Annotated in this window: 17 protein-coding genes; 9 read left to right on the plus strand and 8 right to left on the minus strand. The window is 31.8% G+C overall.

The features are described 5' to 3' along the window. Nucleotides 1-26 precede the first annotated feature (26 nt). A complete protein-coding gene (locus AQ1689_RS07030) occupies nt 27-1,490 on the minus strand; it encodes a toxin-antitoxin system YwqK family antitoxin (protein ID WP_101955618.1) in 1,464 nt (487 codons plus the stop codon). A 171-nt stretch (nt 1,491-1,661) separates the two neighbouring features. Between AQ1689_RS07030 and AQ1689_RS07035 the strand changes: the two genes are divergently transcribed. Then, a complete protein-coding gene (locus AQ1689_RS07035; RefSeq protein WP_101955619.1) occupies nt 1,662-2,639 on the plus strand; it encodes a polyprenyl synthetase family protein in 978 nt (325 codons plus the stop codon). A 207-nt stretch (nt 2,640-2,846) separates the two neighbouring features. Here AQ1689_RS07035 and groL read toward each other — a convergent pair whose 3' ends face one another. From groL to miaB, 6 genes are all read right to left on the minus strand, one after another. Then, the gene (gene groL / locus AQ1689_RS07040) at nt 2,847-4,475 is read right to left on the minus strand and encodes a chaperonin GroEL (RefSeq protein ID WP_101955620.1); all 1,629 of its coding nucleotides are present in this window, start codon (nt 4,473-4,475) and stop codon (nt 2,847-2,849) included. A 43-nt stretch (nt 4,476-4,518) separates the two neighbouring features. Next, nucleotides 4,519-4,794 carry a co-chaperone GroES gene (locus AQ1689_RS07045; protein ID WP_058885769.1) on the minus strand — a complete coding sequence of 92 codons (276 nt, stop codon included), beginning with the start codon at nt 4,792-4,794 and terminating at the stop codon, nt 4,519-4,521. Between the two features lie 166 nt (nt 4,795-4,960). Then, complete coding sequence (gene secG / locus AQ1689_RS07050; protein ID WP_101914784.1) at nt 4,961-5,302, minus strand: preprotein translocase subunit SecG; 342 nt, start codon at nt 5,300-5,302, stop codon at nt 4,961-4,963. Nucleotides 5,303-5,404: 102 nt separating this feature from the next. Next, nucleotides 5,405-5,914 carry an LptE family protein gene (locus AQ1689_RS07055; RefSeq protein ID WP_101955621.1) on the minus strand — a complete coding sequence of 170 codons (510 nt, stop codon included), beginning with the start codon at nt 5,912-5,914 and terminating at the stop codon, nt 5,405-5,407. 30 nt (nt 5,915-5,944) lie between these two features. After that, nucleotides 5,945-7,189, minus strand: coding sequence for a sigma 54-interacting transcriptional regulator (locus AQ1689_RS07060; protein WP_101914786.1), 1,245 nt, complete (start codon nt 7,187-7,189; stop codon nt 5,945-5,947). 115 nt (nt 7,190-7,304) lie between these two features. Beyond that, nucleotides 7,305-8,759, minus strand: coding sequence for a tRNA (N6-isopentenyl adenosine(37)-C2)-methylthiotransferase MiaB (miaB, locus tag AQ1689_RS07065; RefSeq protein WP_101955622.1), 1,455 nt, complete (start codon nt 8,757-8,759; stop codon nt 7,305-7,307). A 199-nt stretch (nt 8,760-8,958) separates the two neighbouring features. Between miaB and topA the strand changes: the two genes are divergently transcribed. The 7 genes from topA (at nt 8,959) to AQ1689_RS07100 (ending at nt 18,491) form a co-directional block, all read left to right on the plus strand. Continuing rightward, on the plus strand, nt 8,959-11,469 hold the full coding sequence (topA, locus tag AQ1689_RS07070; protein WP_101955623.1) for a type I DNA topoisomerase: 2,511 nt from the start codon (nt 8,959-8,961) through the stop codon (nt 11,467-11,469). 72 nt (nt 11,470-11,541) lie between these two features. Beyond that, nucleotides 11,542-12,702, plus strand: coding sequence for a formimidoylglutamase (locus AQ1689_RS07075; protein ID WP_101955624.1), 1,161 nt, complete (start codon nt 11,542-11,544; stop codon nt 12,700-12,702). Between the two features lie 98 nt (nt 12,703-12,800). After that, on the plus strand, nt 12,801-14,180 hold the full coding sequence (porK, locus tag AQ1689_RS07080) for a T9SS ring complex lipoprotein PorK/GldK (RefSeq protein WP_101955625.1): 1,380 nt from the start codon (nt 12,801-12,803) through the stop codon (nt 14,178-14,180). 52 nt (nt 14,181-14,232) lie between these two features. Next, nucleotides 14,233-14,889, plus strand: coding sequence for a type IX secretion system motor protein PorL/GldL (gene porL, locus AQ1689_RS07085; protein WP_101955626.1), 657 nt, complete (start codon nt 14,233-14,235; stop codon nt 14,887-14,889). Nucleotides 14,890-14,933: 44 nt separating this feature from the next. After that, nucleotides 14,934-16,478, plus strand: a complete 1,545-nt coding sequence (gene porM / locus AQ1689_RS07090) for a type IX secretion system motor protein PorM/GldM (RefSeq protein ID WP_101914792.1) — start codon at nt 14,934-14,936, stop codon at nt 16,476-16,478. 19 nt (nt 16,479-16,497) lie between these two features. Further along, the gene (porN, locus tag AQ1689_RS07095; RefSeq protein ID WP_101955627.1) at nt 16,498-17,361 is read left to right on the plus strand and encodes a type IX secretion system ring subunit PorN/GldN; all 864 of its coding nucleotides are present in this window, start codon (nt 16,498-16,500) and stop codon (nt 17,359-17,361) included. Nucleotides 17,362-17,447: 86 nt separating this feature from the next. After that, entirely contained in the window at nt 17,448-18,491 is a 1,044-nt protein-coding gene (locus AQ1689_RS07100) for an NAD(P)/FAD-dependent oxidoreductase (protein ID WP_101955685.1), read from the plus strand. Here AQ1689_RS07100 and AQ1689_RS07105 read toward each other — a convergent pair whose 3' ends face one another. Then, entirely contained in the window at nt 18,492-18,884 is a 393-nt protein-coding gene (locus AQ1689_RS07105) for a DUF983 domain-containing protein (protein WP_101914794.1), read from the minus strand. It lies immediately after the preceding gene. Nucleotides 18,885-18,959: 75 nt separating this feature from the next. On the opposite strand from AQ1689_RS07105, the gene AQ1689_RS07110 reads away from it, so the two are divergent. Next, on the plus strand, nt 18,960-20,876 hold the full coding sequence (locus AQ1689_RS07110) for an ABC-F family ATP-binding cassette domain-containing protein (protein WP_101914795.1): 1,917 nt from the start codon (nt 18,960-18,962) through the stop codon (nt 20,874-20,876). The last annotated feature ends 31 nt before the right edge of the window (nt 20,877-20,907 follow it).

Genomic DNA, 20,907 nt, shown 5'->3' on the forward strand with positions numbered 1-20,907 from the left:
TATAATAACTAAGACGTTTTTTTATGCTAATCAAAAGTTTTAGTAGCTATTTTTTTACCTAATTTATAAGTAACCTCTTTTCTTATACTGCCGTCTAAATTGTAGTGTTTCCAAACAGCATCTTTGTTATTATTGATATAATTACCTTCTATAGATATTATATTAGCAGCGTTGTATTTTTTGTAAAGTCCGTGTTTAGCATTGTTTGCATAGGTTATTTCCTCTACTAAACGTCCTTTTTTAGGTTCAAAAAATTGCCATAAACCATTTTTATATCTTTTTAAATAACGCCCTTTTTTAATTAAAAAACCATCTTTGCTATATATTTCAACAGTGGCATTGTTTGTTTTTCCAATTTGTTTGATAATTTGTTTTTTATTCCCATTTTCAAAATATAATGCTGAGTTAATCAGTTTTCCATTTTCATAAAATTGCTTTACTAAAAGGACTTTATTTAAATTATATTTAAGATAATTTCCATCTAATTTACCTTTATTATACGTTCCAGATTCTTTAATATTTTCGTTTATATAGTATTTTTTGTAATTATATTTTTCTGAGTTTACATATGATTTTTCAAAAAATACACTTCCATTTTTATCTTTTTTATACCAGTTTCCACTAGGTTTACCTGCATTATACTCTTCTAATACAATATTTCCATCACTATATTTTCGAAACCATTTACCGTGCTTTTTATTGTCTTTATAAAATTCTACGATTGTTTTTTCACCTTCTTTATTATATCGAATATAGTCGCCATCAATACGTCCATTTTTATAGTTTTTTTGATACTTTATAGTGTTGTTTTCGTGGTATCGTTTTTCGGTATAATCGTTATTTGAATAATATTCTTTTTCCCATTTTAAATTACCTTCTTCATCTTTTTGAAACCAAGAACCAAAATAGTTACCATTTTTATATTCTTTACGGTTTTTAATAGCACCATTTTTATGGTAATTTTTTAGTGTATATGTTTTAGGTGTTATATATTTTTTCTTCCAAATAAAATTGCCATTATCTTTAGAGAACCAAGTTCCTTTAGGAAGTCCATCTTTATATTCTTTTTGAGTTACAATAATTTTATCTTGATCTATTCTAGATTTAGAATGTTCCCAAAACAAGCCATCTTTAACATCATTTTTATAATTTTCTACTGCAATTTCATCACCTTCTTTATTATAGGTAACCCATTTTCCATTTTTTTTTCCAGCAATATAAAAACCCTTTCTTTTGATTGATTCATCAGTATAATAAACCGTAAAATGCCCATCTTTAAGGCTGTTTTTGTAGTTTATTTTTGAATATAAAACGCCATCAGCATTGTAATTAAATTTTGAATCTGAAATAAAACCATCCGAAAATGTAATTTTAGAATAAGCACCATTACGGTCTGCTATTTTAAATAAACCTGTTAATTTTTCGCCTTTTAAATTCTTGTAAATAGTTTCTTTACCAAATTTTTGAATATCAACATCTCTCCAAAGCATTGTTTGTTGAGAGAAAACTACATTTTGATAGATAAAAAAAATAAGTAAGAGGCTGAGGGCTTTATTCATAGCGTTTTAGTAATAAAAAAAATAAATTATTGATAGTAAAATTATTGTTTTTATTATTAATAATCTAGTACTTTTACCTTTAAATTAATTTTTTTGTTGAACATGAAGCCAGTAGAACAAATTAAACTTCCTATTCAAAATGAAATGGAACTCTTTGAAAAAAAGTTCAAAGATTCGATGTTATCAAAAGTTCCGTTATTAAACCGAATTACGTATTATATCGTTCGTAGAAAAGGAAAACAAATGCGTCCGATGTTTGTTTTTTTAGTTGCTAAAATGGTTTCTGATGGTGGTTTTGACGAACGAACTTACAGAGGTGCATCGGTAGTTGAATTAATTCATACGGCAACTTTAGTGCATGATGATGTGGTAGACGATAGCAATCGCCGCCGTGGATTTTTCTCTGTAAATGCCCTTTGGAAAAATAAAATTGCCGTTTTAGTAGGTGATTTTTTACTATCAAAAGGATTATTACTTTCTATTGATAACGAAGATTTTGATATTTTAAAATTGATTTCTATCGCTGTTCGTGAAATGAGCGAAGGGGAATTATTACAAATAGAAAAAGCCCGAAAATTAGATATTACCGAAGAAATTTATTTTGATATTATCCGTCAAAAAACCGCCACTTTAATTGCTGCTTGTTGTGGAATTGGAGCGGCATCGGTAGGAGCGAATAATGAAACGGTTCAAAAAATGCGAAAATTTGGCGAGTATATTGGAATTGCTTTTCAAATTAAAGATGATTTATTTGATTATACCGAAGATAAAATAGGAAAACCAACAGGAATTGACATTAAAGAGCAAAAAATGACACTTCCGTTAATTTACACCTTAAATAACTGTTCTAAAAAAGAGAAATCTTGGTTGATTAATTCGGTAAAAAAACACAATACCGATAAAAAACGCGTCAAAGAAGTTATTAGTTTTGTCAATAAAAACGGTGGATTAGAGTATGCAACTCAAAAAATGCACGGTTATAAAAATAAAGCCTTAGCGATACTCGAAAATTTTCCTGAATCAGATTATAAAGATTCTTTAAGATTAATGATTGATTACGTTGTTGAACGAAAAATATAATGAGATAATACGTCTTATCTATTATCTTCATGCTGAATTTATTTCAGCATCGCATCAATAGGAGAAACGGCAAATCAGGATGCGAACCTGAACTAAATTTCAGGTTGACGGATTCATTAAAATTTACTATAATTTACATAAAGCAAAAACCTCGAAAAAATTAATTTTCGAGGTTTTTTTATACTTGTCTGTGGCGACTCGCCACCATTACATCATTCCTGGCATACCACCACCCATTGGAGGCATAGCAGCAGCTTCTTCTTTAATATCAATTAAAGCACATTCGGTAGTTAAAATCATCCCTGCAACAGATGCTGCATTTTCTAAAGCAACACGAGTTACTTTTTTAGGATCGATAATACCAGCCTCTAGCATATCAACATATACTTCAGATTTAGCATCATAACCAAAACCTTTTTTACCCTCTAAAACTTTATTGATAACAACTGATCCTTCACCACCTGCATTTTCAACAATCGTTCTTAAAGGTGCTTCAATTGCTTTATTTACAATTTGGATTCCTGTAGTTTCGTCTAAGTTTTCAGTCGTAATTAATTTTAAAACTTTCTTAGCACGTACTAAAGCAACACCACCACCAGCAACAATACCTTCTTCTACAGCCGCACGGGTTGCATGTAAAGCATCATCAACACGGTCTTTCTTTTCTTTCATTTCTACTTCAGAAGCAGCACCAACATATAAAACTGCAACACCTCCAGCTAACTTGGCTAAACGTTCTTGTAATTTTTCTTTATCGTAATCAGAAGTAGTAGTTTCAATTTGAGCTTTAATTTGATTTACACGCGCTTTAATTTGTGTATCATCACCAGCACCATTGATTACAGTGGTATTATCTTTATCAATAGTAACTGTTTCAGCAGTACCTAATAAATCTAACGTAGCGTTTTCTAATGAAAAACCTCTTTCTTCAGAAATAACAGTTCCACCAGTTAAGATAGCAATATCTTCTAACATTGCTTTTCTACGGTCACCAAAACCTGGCGCTTTTACAGCAGCAATTTTTAAACCACCACGTAATTTATTAACCACTAAAGTAGCCAATGCTTGACCGTCAACATCTTCAGCAATAATTAATAAAGGTCTTCCAGCTTGAGAAACAGGCTCTAATATTGGAAGAATTTCTTGTAAGTTAGAAATCTTTTTATCAAATAATAAAATATAAGGATTCTCTAAAGTAGCAATCATTTTATCAGCATCGGTAACAAAGTAAGGCGATAAATAACCTCTATCGAATTGCATACCTTCCACAACGTCAACATAAGTTTCCATTCCTTTAGCTTCTTCAACAGTAATAACCCCTTCTTTACCAACTTTACCAAAAGCAGTTGCAATTAAATCTCCAATAACTTTATCGTTATTAGCAGAAATAGAAGCTACTTGTTGTATTTTTTCTGATGAATCACCAACTTCTTTCGCTTGTTTGGCTAAATCTTCAGTAATAGCCTTTACAGCTTTATCAATACCACGTTTTAAATCCATTGGATTTGCACCCGCAGCAACATTTTTTAAACCTTCTTGTACAATCGCTTGAGCTAATACAGTTGCCGTTGTAGTTCCATCACCAGCTAAATCGTTGGTTTTAGAGGCTACTTCTTTTACCATTTGAGCTCCCATATTTTCTAAAGGATCCTCTAATTCAATTTCTTTAGCAACCGTAACACCATCTTTTGTAACGTGAGGCGCACCGAAAGCTTTCGAAATAATTACGTTACGTCCTTTAGGACCTAACGTTACTTTTACTGCATTTGCTAATGCGTCAACTCCACGTTTTAAGCCGTTACGAGCGTCTACATCAAATTTTATATCTTTTGCCATTTTTAGATCTATTTTTTATGAATTTTTAAAGTGTAAGAGAAAATTAAATGATTGCGAAAATGTCGCTTTCTCTCATAATTAAATAATCTTTTTCTTTGTGTTTTAAATCGGTACCTGCATACTTTCCGTATAAAACAGTATCACCAACTTTAACAGTTAAAGGTTCTTTTTTTGTTCCCTTTCCAACGGCAACAACAGTTCCTTTTTGAGGTTTTTCTTTTGCGTTATCAGGTATGATAAGTCCAGATGCGGTAGTCGTTTCTGCAGCAGCAGGTTTTATAAGAACTCTATCTGCTAAAGGTTTTATTTTTAATCCCATTTTATATAAATTATGATTAAGTATTTTTGTTTCTATGCGTTAAAAATAGGCAGAAATTATGCCATTAAAAAATGTATGCCACTTTTTCTAAATCCTTGAAAATTGCGTATAAAAAAAATGCCAACGTGTCATTAACGTTGGCATTTTTTTTGTATGTTTTATAAGATTACTTTACGCTATCTTTTGTAGTAGTAGTTGTTGCAGGTGCAGCAGGAATTGTAGCTTCGATACCTTTTAAAGTACTCTCTAATTGTGGAGCATCGGTTGCTGTTCCTCTAGGGATTGCAAAATTTGAAATTAAAATTAAAGCAAACATTGCAATTGATAAAGTCCAAGTACTTTTATCTAAAAAAGAGTTGGTATTTTGTACACCACCAATGTTTTGAGCACCACCACCACCAAGAGAAGAAGATAATCCGCCACCTTTAGGGTTTTGCACCATTACAATTAAGATTAATGCTATTGCAACAATCAATATTAATACTAAAAGTAAAGTATATGTTGTCATTATTTATTTTTTTTTAATTTATTTTTTCTTGATTTCGCATTCTTTAATGGTCTGCAAAGTAACTACTTTTTTTTGAAATTTTCAGTTAATTTTTTTGAAATTTTACCATTTAGCTACAGAAGCATTAAAAATATCTTGTGTTATTCTTTCTAAAGTTTTATTTAAAGCAGTTTCTAATACACCGCCTGTTAATTGTTGAGTAGCCTGATAATCATGATAAAAAGAAAAACGTTTTTCAAAATTATCTTTTTCATTTAAGCTGTTTTCAAAAATAACATTCACGGTAATTGTTAACCTGTTTTGTGCGGCTTTTTGATCGGCGGTAGCACTCATCGGATTAATTCTGTAATCTACAATTTCGCCAGAAAAATGCAATTGACCGTTATTATTTACTAAAGTTAAGTTTGTTTGACGGGTAAATAACTCTTGTAAATCTTGGGTGAATTTTTGGCTTAAAGTAGGTTCAATTAAAGGTGCTTGATTTTGGAAGAAATCAATTTGAATTGTTTTCGCTTCTCCTGTGTTTCCTCCTGTAAATGAATATGCACCGCAACCTATTAGTATAAATAGTGTGCCGATAGAAACTAAAAAGATGTTTATACGGTTTTTCATAATTTTAAGAATATTGTTGTTGCTAATATTTTATAAATCGTATTGTTTTATTTTACGGTATAAAGTTCGTTCAGAAATCCCTAATTCTTTAGCGGCTAACTTTCGTTTATTGCTATTTTTTTCTAAGGATTTTCGAATCATTTCAATTTCTTTTTCTTGTAATGATAAATTTTCGTCTTCTTCAATAGTTTCGGCGTATTCGTAATTATTCTGATTTGCTATTGAAGGAGAAGATGCTGATTGTCCAATTTGAACAACTTCTATATTTTCTGTTTCGGGTTGTTTTTTCTCTTGATAAATACGTTCTATTAAGCCGTGATTTTCTTCTTTTACTTGTTCTGTATCGCCACTTTGCATTAAATCTAATGTCAATTTTTTCAAATCGTTGATATCGTTACGCATATCAAACAATATTTTGTACATAATATCTCGTTCGTTGGCAAAATCAGAATTATTAGATTGTGATCCAATTACTGCGGGTAAATTTCCTTTGTTTTTTGGAAGATATTGAATTAATTTTTCAGCAGTAATTAAACGACTTTCTTCAACTACAGAAATTTGTTCTGCTAAGTTTCTTAACTGACGAATATTACCTGGAAAACGATAGTTTAATAAAATTTTGACAGCATTGTCTTCTAAGCGAATGGTTGGCATTCGATATTTTTGAGCAAAATCTGAAGCAAATTTTCTAAATAATAAGTGAATATCATCTTCTCGTTCTCGCAAAGGCGGTAATTCAATTTCAATAGTACTTAATCGGTAATATAAATCTTCTCTAAATTTTTCTTTAGATATTGCCTGTTGCATATTTATGTTGGTAGCAGCAACAATACGCACATTTGTTTTTTGCACTTGCGATGATCCTACCTTGATGAACTCGCCATTTTCTAAAACACGTAATAAACGCACTTGAGTGGTTAGGGGTAATTCACCAACTTCATCTAAAAAAATAGTTCCACCATCGGCAACTTCAAAATACCCTTTACGTGCAGCTGTTGCGCCTGTAAAAGCACCTTTTTCATGCCCAAATAATTCACTATCAATAGTTCCTTCAGGAATTGCACCACAATTTACCGCAATATATTTAGCGTGTTTTCGGTGTGATAATTGATGTATTATTTTAGGAATACTTTCTTTACCAACACCACTTTCACCTATAACCAACACAGAAATATCAGTAGGCGCAACTCGAATAGCTTTTTCAATAGCACGATTTAGCTGGGTATCGTTACCAATAATTCCAAAACGTTGTTTTATAGCTTGTAAGTTTTCCATATTTTATGATGTAGTTGCAAAGTTTTTAATTTGAAGGTTTTTTGGTGGTTTGATTATTGGAAGCTTTAGGGTTGATGATTTTTTATCAACCTTAAAGCTTTTTAAATATATTTTGTTAATTATTATCAGAATACCCAATAACAGTTCCTTTTAAGGTTGCTGAGGTACAATCTTCTATTTTAATCATTACAAATTCACCTAGCTTGTAATTTTCCTTAGGAAAAACAGCAACGGTATTTTGTGTATTTCTAGCCTTCCATTCATTCGGGTTTTTCTTAGAAGTTCCTTCAATTAAAAATTCTTCAATTTTACCTAAATGTTGTTGTGTTCTGTATAAGGCGTGTTCTTGTTGTAAATCGATAATTTCTTGTAAACGTCTTTTCTTTACATCAAAAGGAACATCATCTGGCATTTTTTTAGCAGCCAAAGTTCCTGGTCTTTCAGAATATGCAAACATAAAACCGAAGTCATATTTTACATAGCGCATTAAATCTAACGTATCTTGATGATCTTGTTCTGTTTCACCACAAAAACCAACAATGATATCTTGCGATAAAGACATTTCAGGAATTATTTTGAAAATATTATCCACCAATTCTTTATATTCTTCACGAGTATGCTGACGGTTCATGGCTTTTAACATATTGTTACTTCCACTTTGTACTGGCAAGTGAAGATATTTACAAATGTTTTTATGTTTTGCCATGGTATGAATTACATCTAAACTCATATCTTGAGGGTTCGATGTTGCAAAACGGAATCTCATTTTAGGAAATTCAGTAGCAGCCATGTCTAATAATTGAGCAAAATCTACGGCAGTAGCTTGCGCCATTTCTGAAGATTTTTTGAAATCTTTTTTCAATCCGCCACCGTACCATAAATAACTATCTACGTTTTGACCTAATAACGTAATTTCTTTAAAATTCTGATCGTGCATTGATCTAATTTCTTCTAAAACACTCTTCGGATCTCTACTTCTTTCGCGTCCACGAGTAAACGGAACTACGCAAAAAGTACACATATTATCGCAGCCACGAGTTATTGATACAAATGCCGATACTCCGTTTGAATTTAAACGCACAGGAGCAACATCACCATAGGTTTCTTCTTTAGATAAAATAACATTTATAGCGTCTCTACCAGCGTCGATTTCTTGTAATAAATTTGGTAAATCTCTGTAAGCATCTGGCCCTACAACTAAATCAACTATTTTTTCTTCCTCTAAAAACTTTTCTTTTAGACGTTCTGCCATACAGCCTAAAACCCCCACTTTCATGGTTGGATTTGTTTTTTTAACAGCATTGTATTTTTGCAAACGTTTGCGAATAGTTGTTTCCGCTTTTTCTCTAATAGAACAGGTATTTACTAAAACTAAATCGGCTTCTTCTAAAACTTGCGTAGTATTAAAGCCTTGTTCTGCTAAAATAGCAGCAACAATTTCGCTGTCGTTCATGTTCATTTGACAACCGTAACTTTCTATAAATAATTTTTTTGAGTTTTCCTTTTTATGTGTTGTTACAAGTGATTGCCCTTGTACTTTTTCATCGATAACCTTCTCTGTGTGCTCCATATTCATAATAAAAATGATGGCAAATATACAACCAAAATATAAGGTTTATGACAAATTGGCAGAAATTTATTATTGATTTATCGCTATTTTTAGCGGGAAAGTTCAACAAAAAGTTTTTTTTTAAAAAAAACATTCTACTTTTGCAAACTCAAAGCATCGTTATAATATAGGATGTAAAAAGAGATAATTTAACAGAGATATGGCAAAGAATTTAGTTATAGTTGAGTCACCTGCAAAGGCAAAAACGATTGAAAAATTCCTAGGAAAAGATTTTCAAGTAGAATCTAGTTATGGTCATATTGCAGATTTGCCATCGAAGGAGTTAGGGATTAATGTTGATGGCGATTTTAGCCCAAAATACATTGTTTCTGATGATAAAAAACCAGTTGTTAAGAAATTAATAGCGTTGGCTAAAAAAGCAGAAACTGTTTGGTTAGCAAGTGATGAGGATAGAGAAGGGGAAGCAATTGCTTGGCATTTAAAAGAGCAATTAAAATTGAATGACGATAATACAAAACGTATTGTTTTTCATGAAATTACCAAAAATGCTATTTTAAAAGCGGTTGATAATCCAAGAGATATTGACTACAATATGGTCAATGCGCAACAAGCTCGTAGGGTTTTAGATAGGCTTGTTGGTTATGAATTATCACCAGTTTTATGGCGAAAAGTAAAAGGAGGTTTATCAGCAGGAAGAGTGCAATCGGTAGCGGTTCGTTTAATTGTAGAAAGAGAACGAAGTATTCTTGATTTTACATCAGAAACACATTATAAGGTTATTGCAAAGTTTTCGAATACTAGCGGAAAAACATTTAAAGCAACGATTCCGAAGAATTTTCCTACTAAAAAAACAGCTGAAAACTTCTTAAAATCATGTGCAGATGCTAGTTTTTCTATTGCTGATTTAACTAAAAAACCAGCAAAAAAATCGCCAGCAGCACCATTTACTACATCAACTTTACAACAAGAAGCTTCTCGTAAATTAGGCTTTCCGGTAGGTAAAACAATGCAGGTTGCACAGCGTTTGTACGAAGCGGGTTTAATAACCTACATGAGAACCGATAGTGTTAATTTATCCGAAGATGCAAGAAATGCAGCCGAAGAAGAAATTAGTAATTATTACGGAAAAGAATATAGCAAGCAACGTGTTTTTAGAACCAAAGCGAAAGGTGCACAGGAGGCGCATGAGGCAATTCGTCCTACAAGCATGAAAATGCACGCTATTGATACCGAATACGATCAAACCAGATTGTACGATTTAATTTGGAAAAGAACCTTAGCTTCGCAAATGAGTGATGCGCAATTAGAGCGTACCAATGTGAAAATAGCCAATTCTGAAAACACCAAAATATTTACGGCAAACGGTGAAATGATTAAGTTTGATGGTTTCTTAAAAGTATATTTAGAAGGAACAGATAATGAAGAGGAAGAGCAAGCAGGAATGTTACCAAACTTAACTACTGGTGAAACTTTAAATTATAATTTTATCAACGCAACACAGCGTTTTACAAGTCCGCCATACCGTTTTACAGAAGCATCTTTAGTAAAACAATTAGAGGAATTAGGTATTGGAAGACCATCAACGTATGCGCCAACAATTTCAACAGTACAACGTAGAGGCTATGTTGAAAAAGGAGAAAATGAAGGCTTAGAACGAAATTATGAACAGATGATTCTGTCTAATAGCGTTATTGAAAGTGAATTATTGACCGAAAAAACAGGGTCAAATAAAAATAAATTAGTACCTACTGATATTGGAAATATTGTCAATGATTTTTTAGTGGCAAATTTTTCAAATATTTTAGATTTTGGTTTTACAGCTAGAGTTGAAAATTCTTTTGATGATATTTCAGAAGGAAATGAAGATTGGATAGAAATGATTAAAGGTTTTTATGGTGATTTTCATAAAACGGTAGTAGATGTACAAGAAAATGCTGAAAGAGAAAGTGGTGAACGTATTTTAGGGAAACATCCAGAGTCAGGAAAAACAGTGTTAGTTCGTTTAGGAAAGTTTGGACCAATTGCACAAATTGGAGCTCCTGAAGATGAAGAAAAGCAGTTTGCTAGTTTAAATAAAAATCAAAACTTAGGAACTATAACAATGGAAGAAGCATTAGAGTTGTTCTTGCTTCCGAAAACCTTAGGAACTTATGAAGATGAAGAGGTAATTGTTTCTAACGGACGTTTTGGACCTTATATCAAATTTGGAGCAATGTTTGTTTCTTTAGATAAAGGAGAGAATCCGATGGAAGTAGATTTACCAAGAGCTGAAGAATTAATTGTAGCAAAGCAAAAAGCAGATGCGCCAATTTATTTTTATGAAGAATTACCTGTACAAAAAGGTGTTGGTCGTTTCGGTCCTTTCTTAAAATGGAACTCGATATTTATCAATGTTAGTAAAAAGTACGATTTTGACAACTTAACTGATGCCGATATTATTGAATTAATTGAGGTTAAAAAACAGAAAGAAATCGATAAAGTACTACATAACTGGGAAGATGTTGAAATTCGAGTAGAAAAAGCACGCTGGGGTCGTTTTAATGTTATTAAAGGTAAAATTAAGGTAGAAATGCCTAAAACTACTGATATTGAAAATATGACCAAAGAAGAGGCTGTAAAAATCATTGAAGCAAAAACACCAAAAAAGAAAGTAGCAAAAAAGAAGGCTGTAAAAAAGGTGGTAAAAAAGAAAGTAGTGAAAAAGAAATAAAACAGCGCTCAAAAAAAATAGTTTAGTATATTGCAAGCATATTAAAGGCCCCTAATAATAATTATAATAATAATGGATTTTAATTTTTTTATCCCCATAAAAGACACCTTAGTGGCGCATTTAATGTCGCAGTCTATGAAGTCTTTAGGTAGAAATATTGCAATACATACAAAGGCAAATGGTTTGCCTGATTTATCGGGCGTAACTATTGCTATTATAGGGATAAAAGATGGTAGAGGAGCTCCCGATAACGAAGGTTGTGGAGAAAATTTAGAAGCTATTCGTGAAAAATTATATAAATTATTTCCTGGTAATTGGCAAACTAAAATTGCTGATTTAGGTAATATAGCACAAGGCAATACGCTTAAAGATACTTATTTTGCTGTAAGTTCTTCTATTGAGTATTTGCTTAGTAAAAAAATAATTCCTATATTAATAGGCGGCAGTCAAGATATGACCTACGCAAATTACCGTGGGTATGATTCTTTGGGACAAACAGTTAATTTGGTGTCGGTAGATAGCAAGTTTGATTTAGGTGCAATGAATGAAAGTTTTCGTTCTAGTTCTTTTTTAAGTAAAATTATTATGGATCAGCCTAATAATTTATTTAACTATAGTAATATTGGGTACCAAACTTATTTTAACTCTCAAGAAGAAATAGAATTGCTAGACAAACTCTATTTTGATGCCTTTAGATTAGGTGAGGTCAAAGACGTAAAGCTTGTAGAGCCTATAATGAGAGATGCTGATATTGTTAGTATAGATATTGGTGCTGTGCGTCAAAGCGAGGCACCGGCAAATAAGAATGCTTCACCTAATGGTTTTTATGGTGAAGAAATTTGTGCTATTACAAGATATGCAGGAATAAGTGACAAAGTAACCTCTTTTGGTGTCTATGAATATAACAGCCTATTTGATTCAAACAATCAGACGGCAAGTTTAATAGCGCAAATGATTTGGTTTTTTATTGAAGGGGTTAATGCTAGGGCTAACGATTACCCGTTTGTGTCTAAAGATAATTACCATAAGTTCACCGTATTATTAGCAGATGATGATCCTATAAATTTTTACAAAAGTGATAAAACTGGTCGTTGGTGGATGGAAATAAACATGATTTCGAATACTAAACACAAAAGGCATGCGTTAGTACCGTGTAACTATAAAGATTATGAACAAGCATTAAAAGGAAAAATGCCAGACAGGTGGTATAAAGCATTGCAAAAACTTGTTTAAGAATAAGTTGTATTTGTATATAAAAAAGTAGAATACGTTATTGTTTTTTAATGAAAAAAATAATAGGTTTACCATCCCCATTATAAGAAAGATATAATATGAAAAAAGTAGTAATATTTGCATTGTTAGTGTCTCTAATTTACGCTTGTGGTTCAAGTAGTGATAGAGGAGAGTTAGTTGGAGATAAGTCTAACAGAAAGTGGTTTGCAGAAAAACCATTTGGAATGGCTAAAATCCCTGGAGGCTCTTTTACAATGGGTAAGCAAGACGAAGATCCTTTAGGAGCTATGAATGCACCAACAAAAACAGTAACAGTACAACCCTTTTATATGGATGAAACTGAAATAACAAATAGCGAATATAAGCAGTTTGTATTTTGGGTACGTGATTCTATTACTCGAACAAAATTAGCGTATCAGGCTGAGTTTGCTTCAGGAGGAGAAGGTGAAGAAGAAGGAGGAGGTAAAAATGCAAAAGGCATTCAATTGTACGCATTTGCTTCAACAGATACTTTAAATGAATCACCATATGCAAAATATATGCGTGAAAATTACTACGAATTAGGAGAAGGATTAGATTCTTTAAAGCCTTTAAATTGGCAAGAAGATCTTGCTTGGGAACAGCAAGAATATCCTGATGCTGATTATGTGGAGGTTATGGATTCATTATATCTTAAAAAAGATGAATCTTTAAATGGAATAAGAACTTTTAATACCAAGTTTTTAAAATATAGGTATTATTGGTTTGATAATGAGCAAGCAGCTAAAACAGGTAAAAATAGAAAAGACTTTTTGAAAGATGAGGTTGTTGATGTATATCCTGACACCACGGTTTGGATTAAAGATTTTAATTATTCTTATAATGATCCAATGCACCAGGAATATTTTGCACACAAGGCATATGAAGACTATCCTGTAGTTGGAGTTACTTGGAATCAAGCAAAAGCTTTTTGTCACTGGAGAACACAAACTAAAAATAATTTCCAACGATCTAAAAAGAAATTAGGATTAGTTCCTTCTTTTAGATTACCTACAGAAGCAGAATGGGAATATGCTGCTCGTGGTGGATTGAACTTTGGGAAATATCCTTGGGGTGGTCCTAGTACAACAAGTGATAGAGGTTGTTTTTTAGCAAACTTTAAACCTGTACGTGGAGATTATGCTGCCGATGGCGCTTTATATACAGTAGAAGCAAATTCATATAATGCTAACGAGTATGGTTTGTTTAATATGTCGGGTAATGTTTCAGAATGGACAAACACTGCGTATAATCAAATGTCTTACTACATGGGATCAACAATGAATCCTAATGTAGAAATTAAAGAAAACCGAAGAAAAATTATCCGTGGTGGTTCATGGAAAGATGTAGCGTATTTCTTAGAAGTAGGTTCTCGTGATTGGGAATATGCCGATACAGCAAGAAGTTACATCGGCTTTAGAACAGTACAAGATTATTTAGGTACAAACAAAAGCAAGTAAACAAGAATTAATAACAGTAATAAATATAATAATCCCCAACAAACAAACAATTATGGCACAGTCAAGAACAAAAAAGAAATTAACCAACATGGCGTATGGTTTAGGAGCATCTGTAGTAATATTAGGAGCTTTATTCAAAATTATGCACTTTAAAATCGGACCATTAACAGGTGGAGTAATGTTAACAGCTGGTTTAGTTGTAGAGGCACTTATTTTTGCAATGTCGGCATTTGAACCAATTGAAGAAGAATTAGACTGGTCAAAAGTGTATCCAGAATTAGCAGGAGGACAAGCTTTAGGTAAAAAGACTAAGAATGTTGAAGCTGCACCTGACCAAGCACAAAGTATGTTATCTGAAAAATTAGATACTATTTTAAAAGAAGCGAAGTTAGATGCAAATTTAATTTCAAGCTTAGGAGATAGTATTAAAGGTTTTCAAGGAGCTGCCGAAGGTTTAACAGCTACTTCAACAACAGTATCTTCAACAAATCAGTATAATGAGCAAATGTCAATGGCTGCTGCTAAATTAGAATCTTTAAACGGATTATATACTACGCAAGTTGAAAACGCTGCAAAGCAATCGGAATTAAACTCTTCTTTAGTTGAAAATTCTCAACGTTTACAAGAGCAAATGCAATCATTAGCAACCAATTTATCTTCTTTAAATGGAGTATATGGAGGAATGTTAACGGCAATGTCAACTAAATAATTAATTAGTTTAACTAATTTTATTAACTAAACAAACTAATTAAAATGGCAGGAGGAAAACAGTCACCAAGGCAAATGATGGTAAACTTAATGTACCTTGTATTCATATCGATGTTAGCGATGAATATGAGTAAAGAAGTTTTATCAGCCTTTGGGTTAATGAATGAAAAACTTTCGGAATCTAATGTTAGAGCGACCGAAAAAAATACCGCAGCATATGCAACCTTAGCTCAAAAAGCAACGGAACAAGCAAAGCAATACGGTAAAGCGAAGGAAGATACTGACAAGCTTAGAGTAATGGCAGATGGTCTTTTTACTTACATTTCAGATTTGAAAACAAAGATGACTAGTGAGGTAAAAAAAGAAGATATCAGAAACTATGAGTCTATGGACAAATCAGGGTTTTTAGATCAGTACTTTTTTGCTAGTGGAAAAATTTCTCCAAAAGGAAAAGAGTTCATGGATAAAATGAACCAATTTAGAGAAGAATCATTAGTTGTATTGAAAAATGAACCAGATTTATCTAAAGTGATAGCAGTTCGTTTCAGTACAAAAGATGTTAAAAGTGCTAAAGACGGATTGGTTAAAAATTGGTTAAAATACAATTATGAAGGATTTCCTTTAATTGCATCTTTAACTAAATTAACACAGATTCAGGCAGATATTAAAAACACAGAAGCAGATGCTTTAACAGCTTTATTACAAGGGCAGTTAGAAAGTGCTGTATCTATGAGTAATTATGATGCAATGATTGTTTTTGAAAAAAACGCATATTATCCAGGTGAGAAATTATCAGGAAAAATCGTTTTAGGTAAAAATGATCCGAATTTAACAGCTGAAAAAGTTATCTTAAACGGTAAGGAAATGGCTGCTGATAAAATTCAAGCAGGACAGGTTATTTTAGACGGGCCGGCAGGTTCGGTAGGTGATAAAGAATTAAAAGGAGAATTTCAATTTAAACAAGGAGATTCTATCGTTACTATTCCTATTTTAGGAGGGTATTCAGTAATTCCTAAACCAAATGAAGCAGTTGTTTCTGCTGATAAAATGAATGTTGTGTACCGTGGTTTATCAAATCCATTAACGATATCTGTACCAGGAGTATCAGGAAATAAAGTTTCTGCATCGGCACCAGGTTTAAGAAGAATTAAAGGAGATAAATACGTAATGAACCCAGGTAAAGGAAGTGAAGTAACTATTAGAGTTTCTGCAACATTACCAGGAGGAGGAAAAATTAGTACTCCTAAAAAATATAGAATTAAAGATATACCACCAGCTGTTGGTATGGTAAGAAATCAATATGGTACGGTAAAAATGCCAAAAGCAAGTTTAGCTAGAATTAATGTAGCTGCTGGTTTACCTGACTTCTTATTCGATTTAAAATTAAATGTATCTAGCTTTAAAGTTAAAGTTCCAGGACAGGTAACTATTCCTGTAAACGGTAGAAACTTAAATGCTAGAGCAAAAAAGGCACTTGCTAAAGCCCGAAGAAATGATATCATTGTTATTTATGACATTAAAGCATCTGTTTCTGGGTCTAATTACAAGCTTAAAAAAGTGTTACCTGTAAGTATTGAGATTACTAATTAATAAGTAAAAAATTTAAAGTATGAATTGGAAGCGTTTTTATATGGTTTTATTTGCCCTTGCAACTACAAGTTATGTAGCTGCTCAGGCGAACCTTTTAAATTCTAAAAAGGTCGAAGAGATTGGATTTAAATCTGAAGCCCAAATTGCTTCGGAAGATGACAAACCACTTCCTTATGGTTATATTAGCGATAGAGATGTATTGTGGTCTAAAGTGGTATGGGAATATGTAGATATAAATCAAAAGATCAATTTACCTTATTATTATCCGGTTGATACTACAAATGCAGGTTTAACAAGACGTTCATTATTTGATAGCTTACTAAAAGGTATTAGTAATGGCGAAATTACAGAAGTATATAGTGATTCTTACTTTACAACAAAAGTAGGAATGGAGGAAATTAAATCAATGATCTTCAACGAACGTGACGATGGTTACGGAAACATGGATCCTTACTCAGTGCAATCTGCTGATATTAAAGGATATATGTTAAAAGGAATTTGGTATTTCGATAAGCGAGGAGGTGAATTAAAGTACCGTATGTTGGCTTTAGCGCCAATGGGTCCTGATGTTCAGGTTCTTGGAGTGGAAGGAATTGATGACAAAGATACTGCGTATGAATTGTTTTGGGTGTTTTTTCCAGATGCAAGAGAAACATTGCATAAATCTAAGGTATTTAATCCTGTAAATTCCTCGAAACCATTATCGTACGATAACTTATTAAATGCTAGAAGGTTTAATTCAACAATAATAAAAGAAGAGAATATTTACGGAGATAGAAATATTAAAGACTATGTTCGAGGAAACTCATTATTTCAATTATTAGAAGCCGACAGAATTAAAGAAGGTATTCGTAATCGTGAAATGGATATGTGGAATTATTAAATTCATATTTCATAAAAATTAAAAAGAGCTTACATTTGTAAGCTCTTTTTTTTTGCAATAAATAGTACTATTTTTGTAGTATGGATATTAATGTAGATTATATTATAGTAGGTTTAGGCTTAGCAGGGATTGCTTTTACAGAAGAATTGTTAAAGGCAAATAAATCATTTGTAATTTTTGAAGACAACTCACAAACTTCTTCTTTGGTTGCAGGAGGGGTTTATAATCCCGTTATTTTAAAACGTTTTAATGCCGTTTGGAATGGGCATCAACAAATACAAACAGCTTTACCTTTTTATAAGAATATAGAAGAGAAATTAAATATAAAATTAGATTATAAATTTTCTATTAAAAAAGCATTTACCAGTATTGGTGATGAAAATAATTGGTTTTTAGCTTTAGATAAACCAACATTATTAAATTACATGAATCCTACAATTAGTAAAGCAAAAGTTGCAGGGCTTCTTGGTGATTTTGGTTTTGGAGAGTTAACAGGAACAGGGCGTATAGATACTGCTTTGCTAGTAAAATCATATAGAGATTATATTCAAAATTCAAATAGATTAATAACGGCTTCTTTTGATTATTCAGCAATAACTATTTTAGAAGATGGGATTCAATATCAAAATATAACGGCTAAAAAAATAGTTTTTTGCGAAGGTTTTGGTATTACTGAAAATCCATTTTTTAATCACTTACCATTAAACGAAGCAAAAGGAGAAACCATAACAATACACGCACCCGATTTAAAAATTGATTTTTTATTAAAATCAAGTGCTTTTGTAATGCCTTTAGGAAATGATTATTATAAAGTAGGCGCTACTTTTAATTGGACAGACAAAACTTGTAATCCAACAGAAGAAGCAAAACAAGAATTAGTAGAAAAACTAAAAAAAGTACTTACAGTTCCTTACACCATAACAGGACACACCGCAGGAATTAGACCCACAGTAAACGACCGAAGACCTATGGTAGGAATACATCCAAAGCACAAATCATTAGTGGTTTTAAACGGTTTAGGAACACGTGGCGTTATGATTGGACCAACGATTGCTAACAATTTATTTAATCACCTAGAAAATGGAAGTGAATTAGATGCTGATATTGATATTAAACGATTTGACGAGTAATTATTTCTTTGAAATTTTCTTAATATTTTTATCATAAGCAATAAAAATATTTATCCAAATAATTCTAGATAAACGCAAGGTAAATGGCGTAAGAAGTAATGAAACAACTATAATTGCAATAAAACTTTGTAAAATAGTTAAACCGATAAATACTTTTGAAATGATAAAAATAGCTACAAATAAGGCAACTGATAAGCCATAATTTACATACATCGCTCCAAAGAAAAAAGAAGGTTCCATCATGTATTTTAAATCACATTTTGGGCAATTATCGTGTAATTTAGTAATTTTTTTAGGATTAAGTGTCATTTTATATTTGAAGAATTCACCTTGATGACATTGTGGACATTTCCCTTTGAAAATACTATATAATTTGCTTCCTTTTTTAAACATAATCAATTATAAATTTATATACTTTTGCAAAGATAATTTTTTTATCATTCACCATAAGTAACAATTATTACATATATGTTAAACGTACACAATTTATCGGTTTCTTTTATGGGAACTGATTTGTTTTCAGGAATTACTTTTAAGTTAAATAAGGGAGATAGAATTGGACTGATAGGAAAAAATGGGGCAGGAAAATCAACCTTATTAAAAGTACTTTCTAAAGATATTGAAACCAGCGGAGGTACGATGGCTTTTGATAAAGATATCCGCATGGGATTTTTACGTCAAGATATCGATTTTGTTGAAGGAAGAACCATTTTAGAAGAAGCATATCAAGCTTTTGTTGAAATTAAAGAAATTGAAGTAAAGTTAGATGAAATTAACGAGCAACTAGCTACTAGAACCGATTATGAAAGTGAAGAATATAGTCAATTAATTATTGATTTAACCGATTTAACCGAACGTTATGAGCTTTTAGGAGGATATAATTATCAAGGTGATACCGAGAAAATTTTACAAGGTTTAGGATTTCAGCGTGAAGATTTCGACAAATTAACCAGTACGTTTTCAGGAGGATGGAGAATGCGTATCGAGTTAGCTAAATTATTATTGCAAGACAACGATATTTTACTGTTAGATGAGCCTACCAATCACTTAGATATTGAATCTATTATTTGGTTAGAGAATTTTTTACGTTCATATTCTGGTGCAATTGTATTGGTTTCGCATGATAAAATGTTTTTAGATAACGTAACGAACAGAACTATTGAAATTTCATTAGGGCAGATTTACGATTATAAAAAACCCTATTCTCAATTTTTAGTTTTAAGAGCCGAAATTAAGGAAAAGCAGTTACAAGCTCAGAAAAATCAAGAAAAAGAGATTAAGCAAAAACAACACTTAATCAATAAATTTAAGGCAAAAGCAAGTAAAGCTTCGATGGCGCAATCGTTAATGAAGCAACTTGATAAAGTACAACTTATTGAGGTTGATGGCGATGATAACGCAGCAATGAATGTAAAGTTTGCCATATCAAAAGAACCAGGTAGAATTATTGTTGAAGCGGATAGTTTATGTAAAAGTTATGGCGATAAGCATGTTTTACAAGACGTTGATTTAATGATTGAACGTAACAGTAAAATTGCTTTTGTTGGGCAGAACGGACAAGGGAAATCTACGTTGGCAAAAATGATGGTTGGTGAAATTCCGTTTGAAGGAAACCTAAAATTAGGGCATAATGTTGAAATAGGATATTTTGCTCAAAATCAATCCGAAGAATTACCTCCAGAAAAAACAGTGTTAGAAATTATGGAAGATGCCGCTTCTGACACGAACAGAATGCGTGTTAGAGATATGTTAGGTTCTTTCTTATTTGGCGGAGATGCTGTTGATAAAAAAGCAAAAGTATTATCAGGAGGAGAGCGTAACCGATTAGCGTTATGTAAATTATTATTATCACCATTTAACGTGTTGGTAATGGATGAGCCTACAAATCACTTGGATATAGCTTCGAAAACAGTATTAAAAACTGCTTTAAAAAACTTTGAGGGAACATTAATTGTTGTATCTCACGATAGAGATTTCTTACAAGGATTAACATCAACAGTTTACGGATTTAAAGACAAGGTAATTAAAGAGTATTTAGGAGATATTGATTATTTCTTAGAACAACATAAGATGGAAAATCTTAGAGAAGCTGAAAAAAGAACAGTTGTTAAAGTTGAAAAACCAACAGCTAAAAAAGAAGCACATCAATTATCGAGAGAGCAAGAAAAAGAGTTGAAAAAACTTAAAAATAAATTATCTAAAACAGAAACTGAAATTGCTGATTTAGAAACTGAAATTGCTAAAATAGATTTAGAATTAGCAAATAATTATGACGAAGTTTCTGCGCGTCCTAATTTCTTTGAAAAATACAAAGCAAAAAAAGCATCATTAGACACTTTAATGGCTAATTGGGAAAAAATAGAAGAACAGGTTTCTAATTTTTAAAAATTAGTTATTATAAACTACTATTTTAGTT

It is taken from the genome of Tenacibaculum finnmarkense (assembly GCF_900239185.1).
Taxonomy (GTDB): Bacteria; Bacteroidota; Bacteroidia; order Flavobacteriales; family Flavobacteriaceae; genus Polaribacter; species Polaribacter finnmarkensis.

Bases quoted from the DNA above. Each gene is read 5' to 3' on its own strand.
- AQ1689_RS07105 (WP_101914794.1), bottom strand. From the start codon at position 18,884: ATGTTTAAAAAAGGAAGCAAATTATATAGTATTTTCAAAGGGAAATGT.
- porK (WP_101955625.1), top strand. From the start codon at position 12,801: ATGAAAAAAGTAGTAATATTTGCATTGTTAGTGTCTCTAATTTACGCT.
- AQ1689_RS07035 (WP_101955619.1), top strand. From the start codon at position 1,662: ATGAAGCCAGTAGAACAAATTAAACTTCCTATTCAAAATGAAATGGAA.
- AQ1689_RS07075 (WP_101955624.1), top strand. From the start codon at position 11,542: ATGGATTTTAATTTTTTTATCCCCATAAAAGACACCTTAGTGGCGCAT.
- porL (WP_101955626.1), top strand. From the start codon at position 14,233: ATGGCACAGTCAAGAACAAAAAAGAAATTAACCAACATGGCGTATGGT.
- AQ1689_RS07045 (WP_058885769.1), bottom strand. From the start codon at position 4,794: ATGGGATTAAAAATAAAACCTTTAGCAGATAGAGTTCTTATAAAACCT.
- AQ1689_RS07110 (WP_101914795.1), top strand. From the start codon at position 18,960: ATGTTAAACGTACACAATTTATCGGTTTCTTTTATGGGAACTGATTTG.
- groL (WP_101955620.1), bottom strand. From the start codon at position 4,475: ATGGCAAAAGATATAAAATTTGATGTAGACGCTCGTAACGGCTTAAAA.
- AQ1689_RS07055 (WP_101955621.1), bottom strand. From the start codon at position 5,914: ATGAAAAACCGTATAAACATCTTTTTAGTTTCTATCGGCACACTATTT.
- porN (WP_101955627.1), top strand. From the start codon at position 16,498: ATGAATTGGAAGCGTTTTTATATGGTTTTATTTGCCCTTGCAACTACA.
- AQ1689_RS07060 (WP_101914786.1), bottom strand. From the start codon at position 7,189: ATGGAAAACTTACAAGCTATAAAACAACGTTTTGGAATTATTGGTAAC.
- topA (WP_101955623.1), top strand. From the start codon at position 8,959: ATGGCAAAGAATTTAGTTATAGTTGAGTCACCTGCAAAGGCAAAAACG.
- miaB (WP_101955622.1), bottom strand. From the start codon at position 8,759: ATGGAGCACACAGAGAAGGTTATCGATGAAAAAGTACAAGGGCAATCA.
- AQ1689_RS07030 (WP_101955618.1), bottom strand. From the start codon at position 1,490: ATGCTTTGGAGAGATGTTGATATTCAAAAATTTGGTAAAGAAACTATT.
- secG (WP_101914784.1), bottom strand. From the start codon at position 5,302: ATGACAACATATACTTTACTTTTAGTATTAATATTGATTGTTGCAATA.
- porM (WP_101914792.1), top strand. From the start codon at position 14,934: ATGGCAGGAGGAAAACAGTCACCAAGGCAAATGATGGTAAACTTAATG.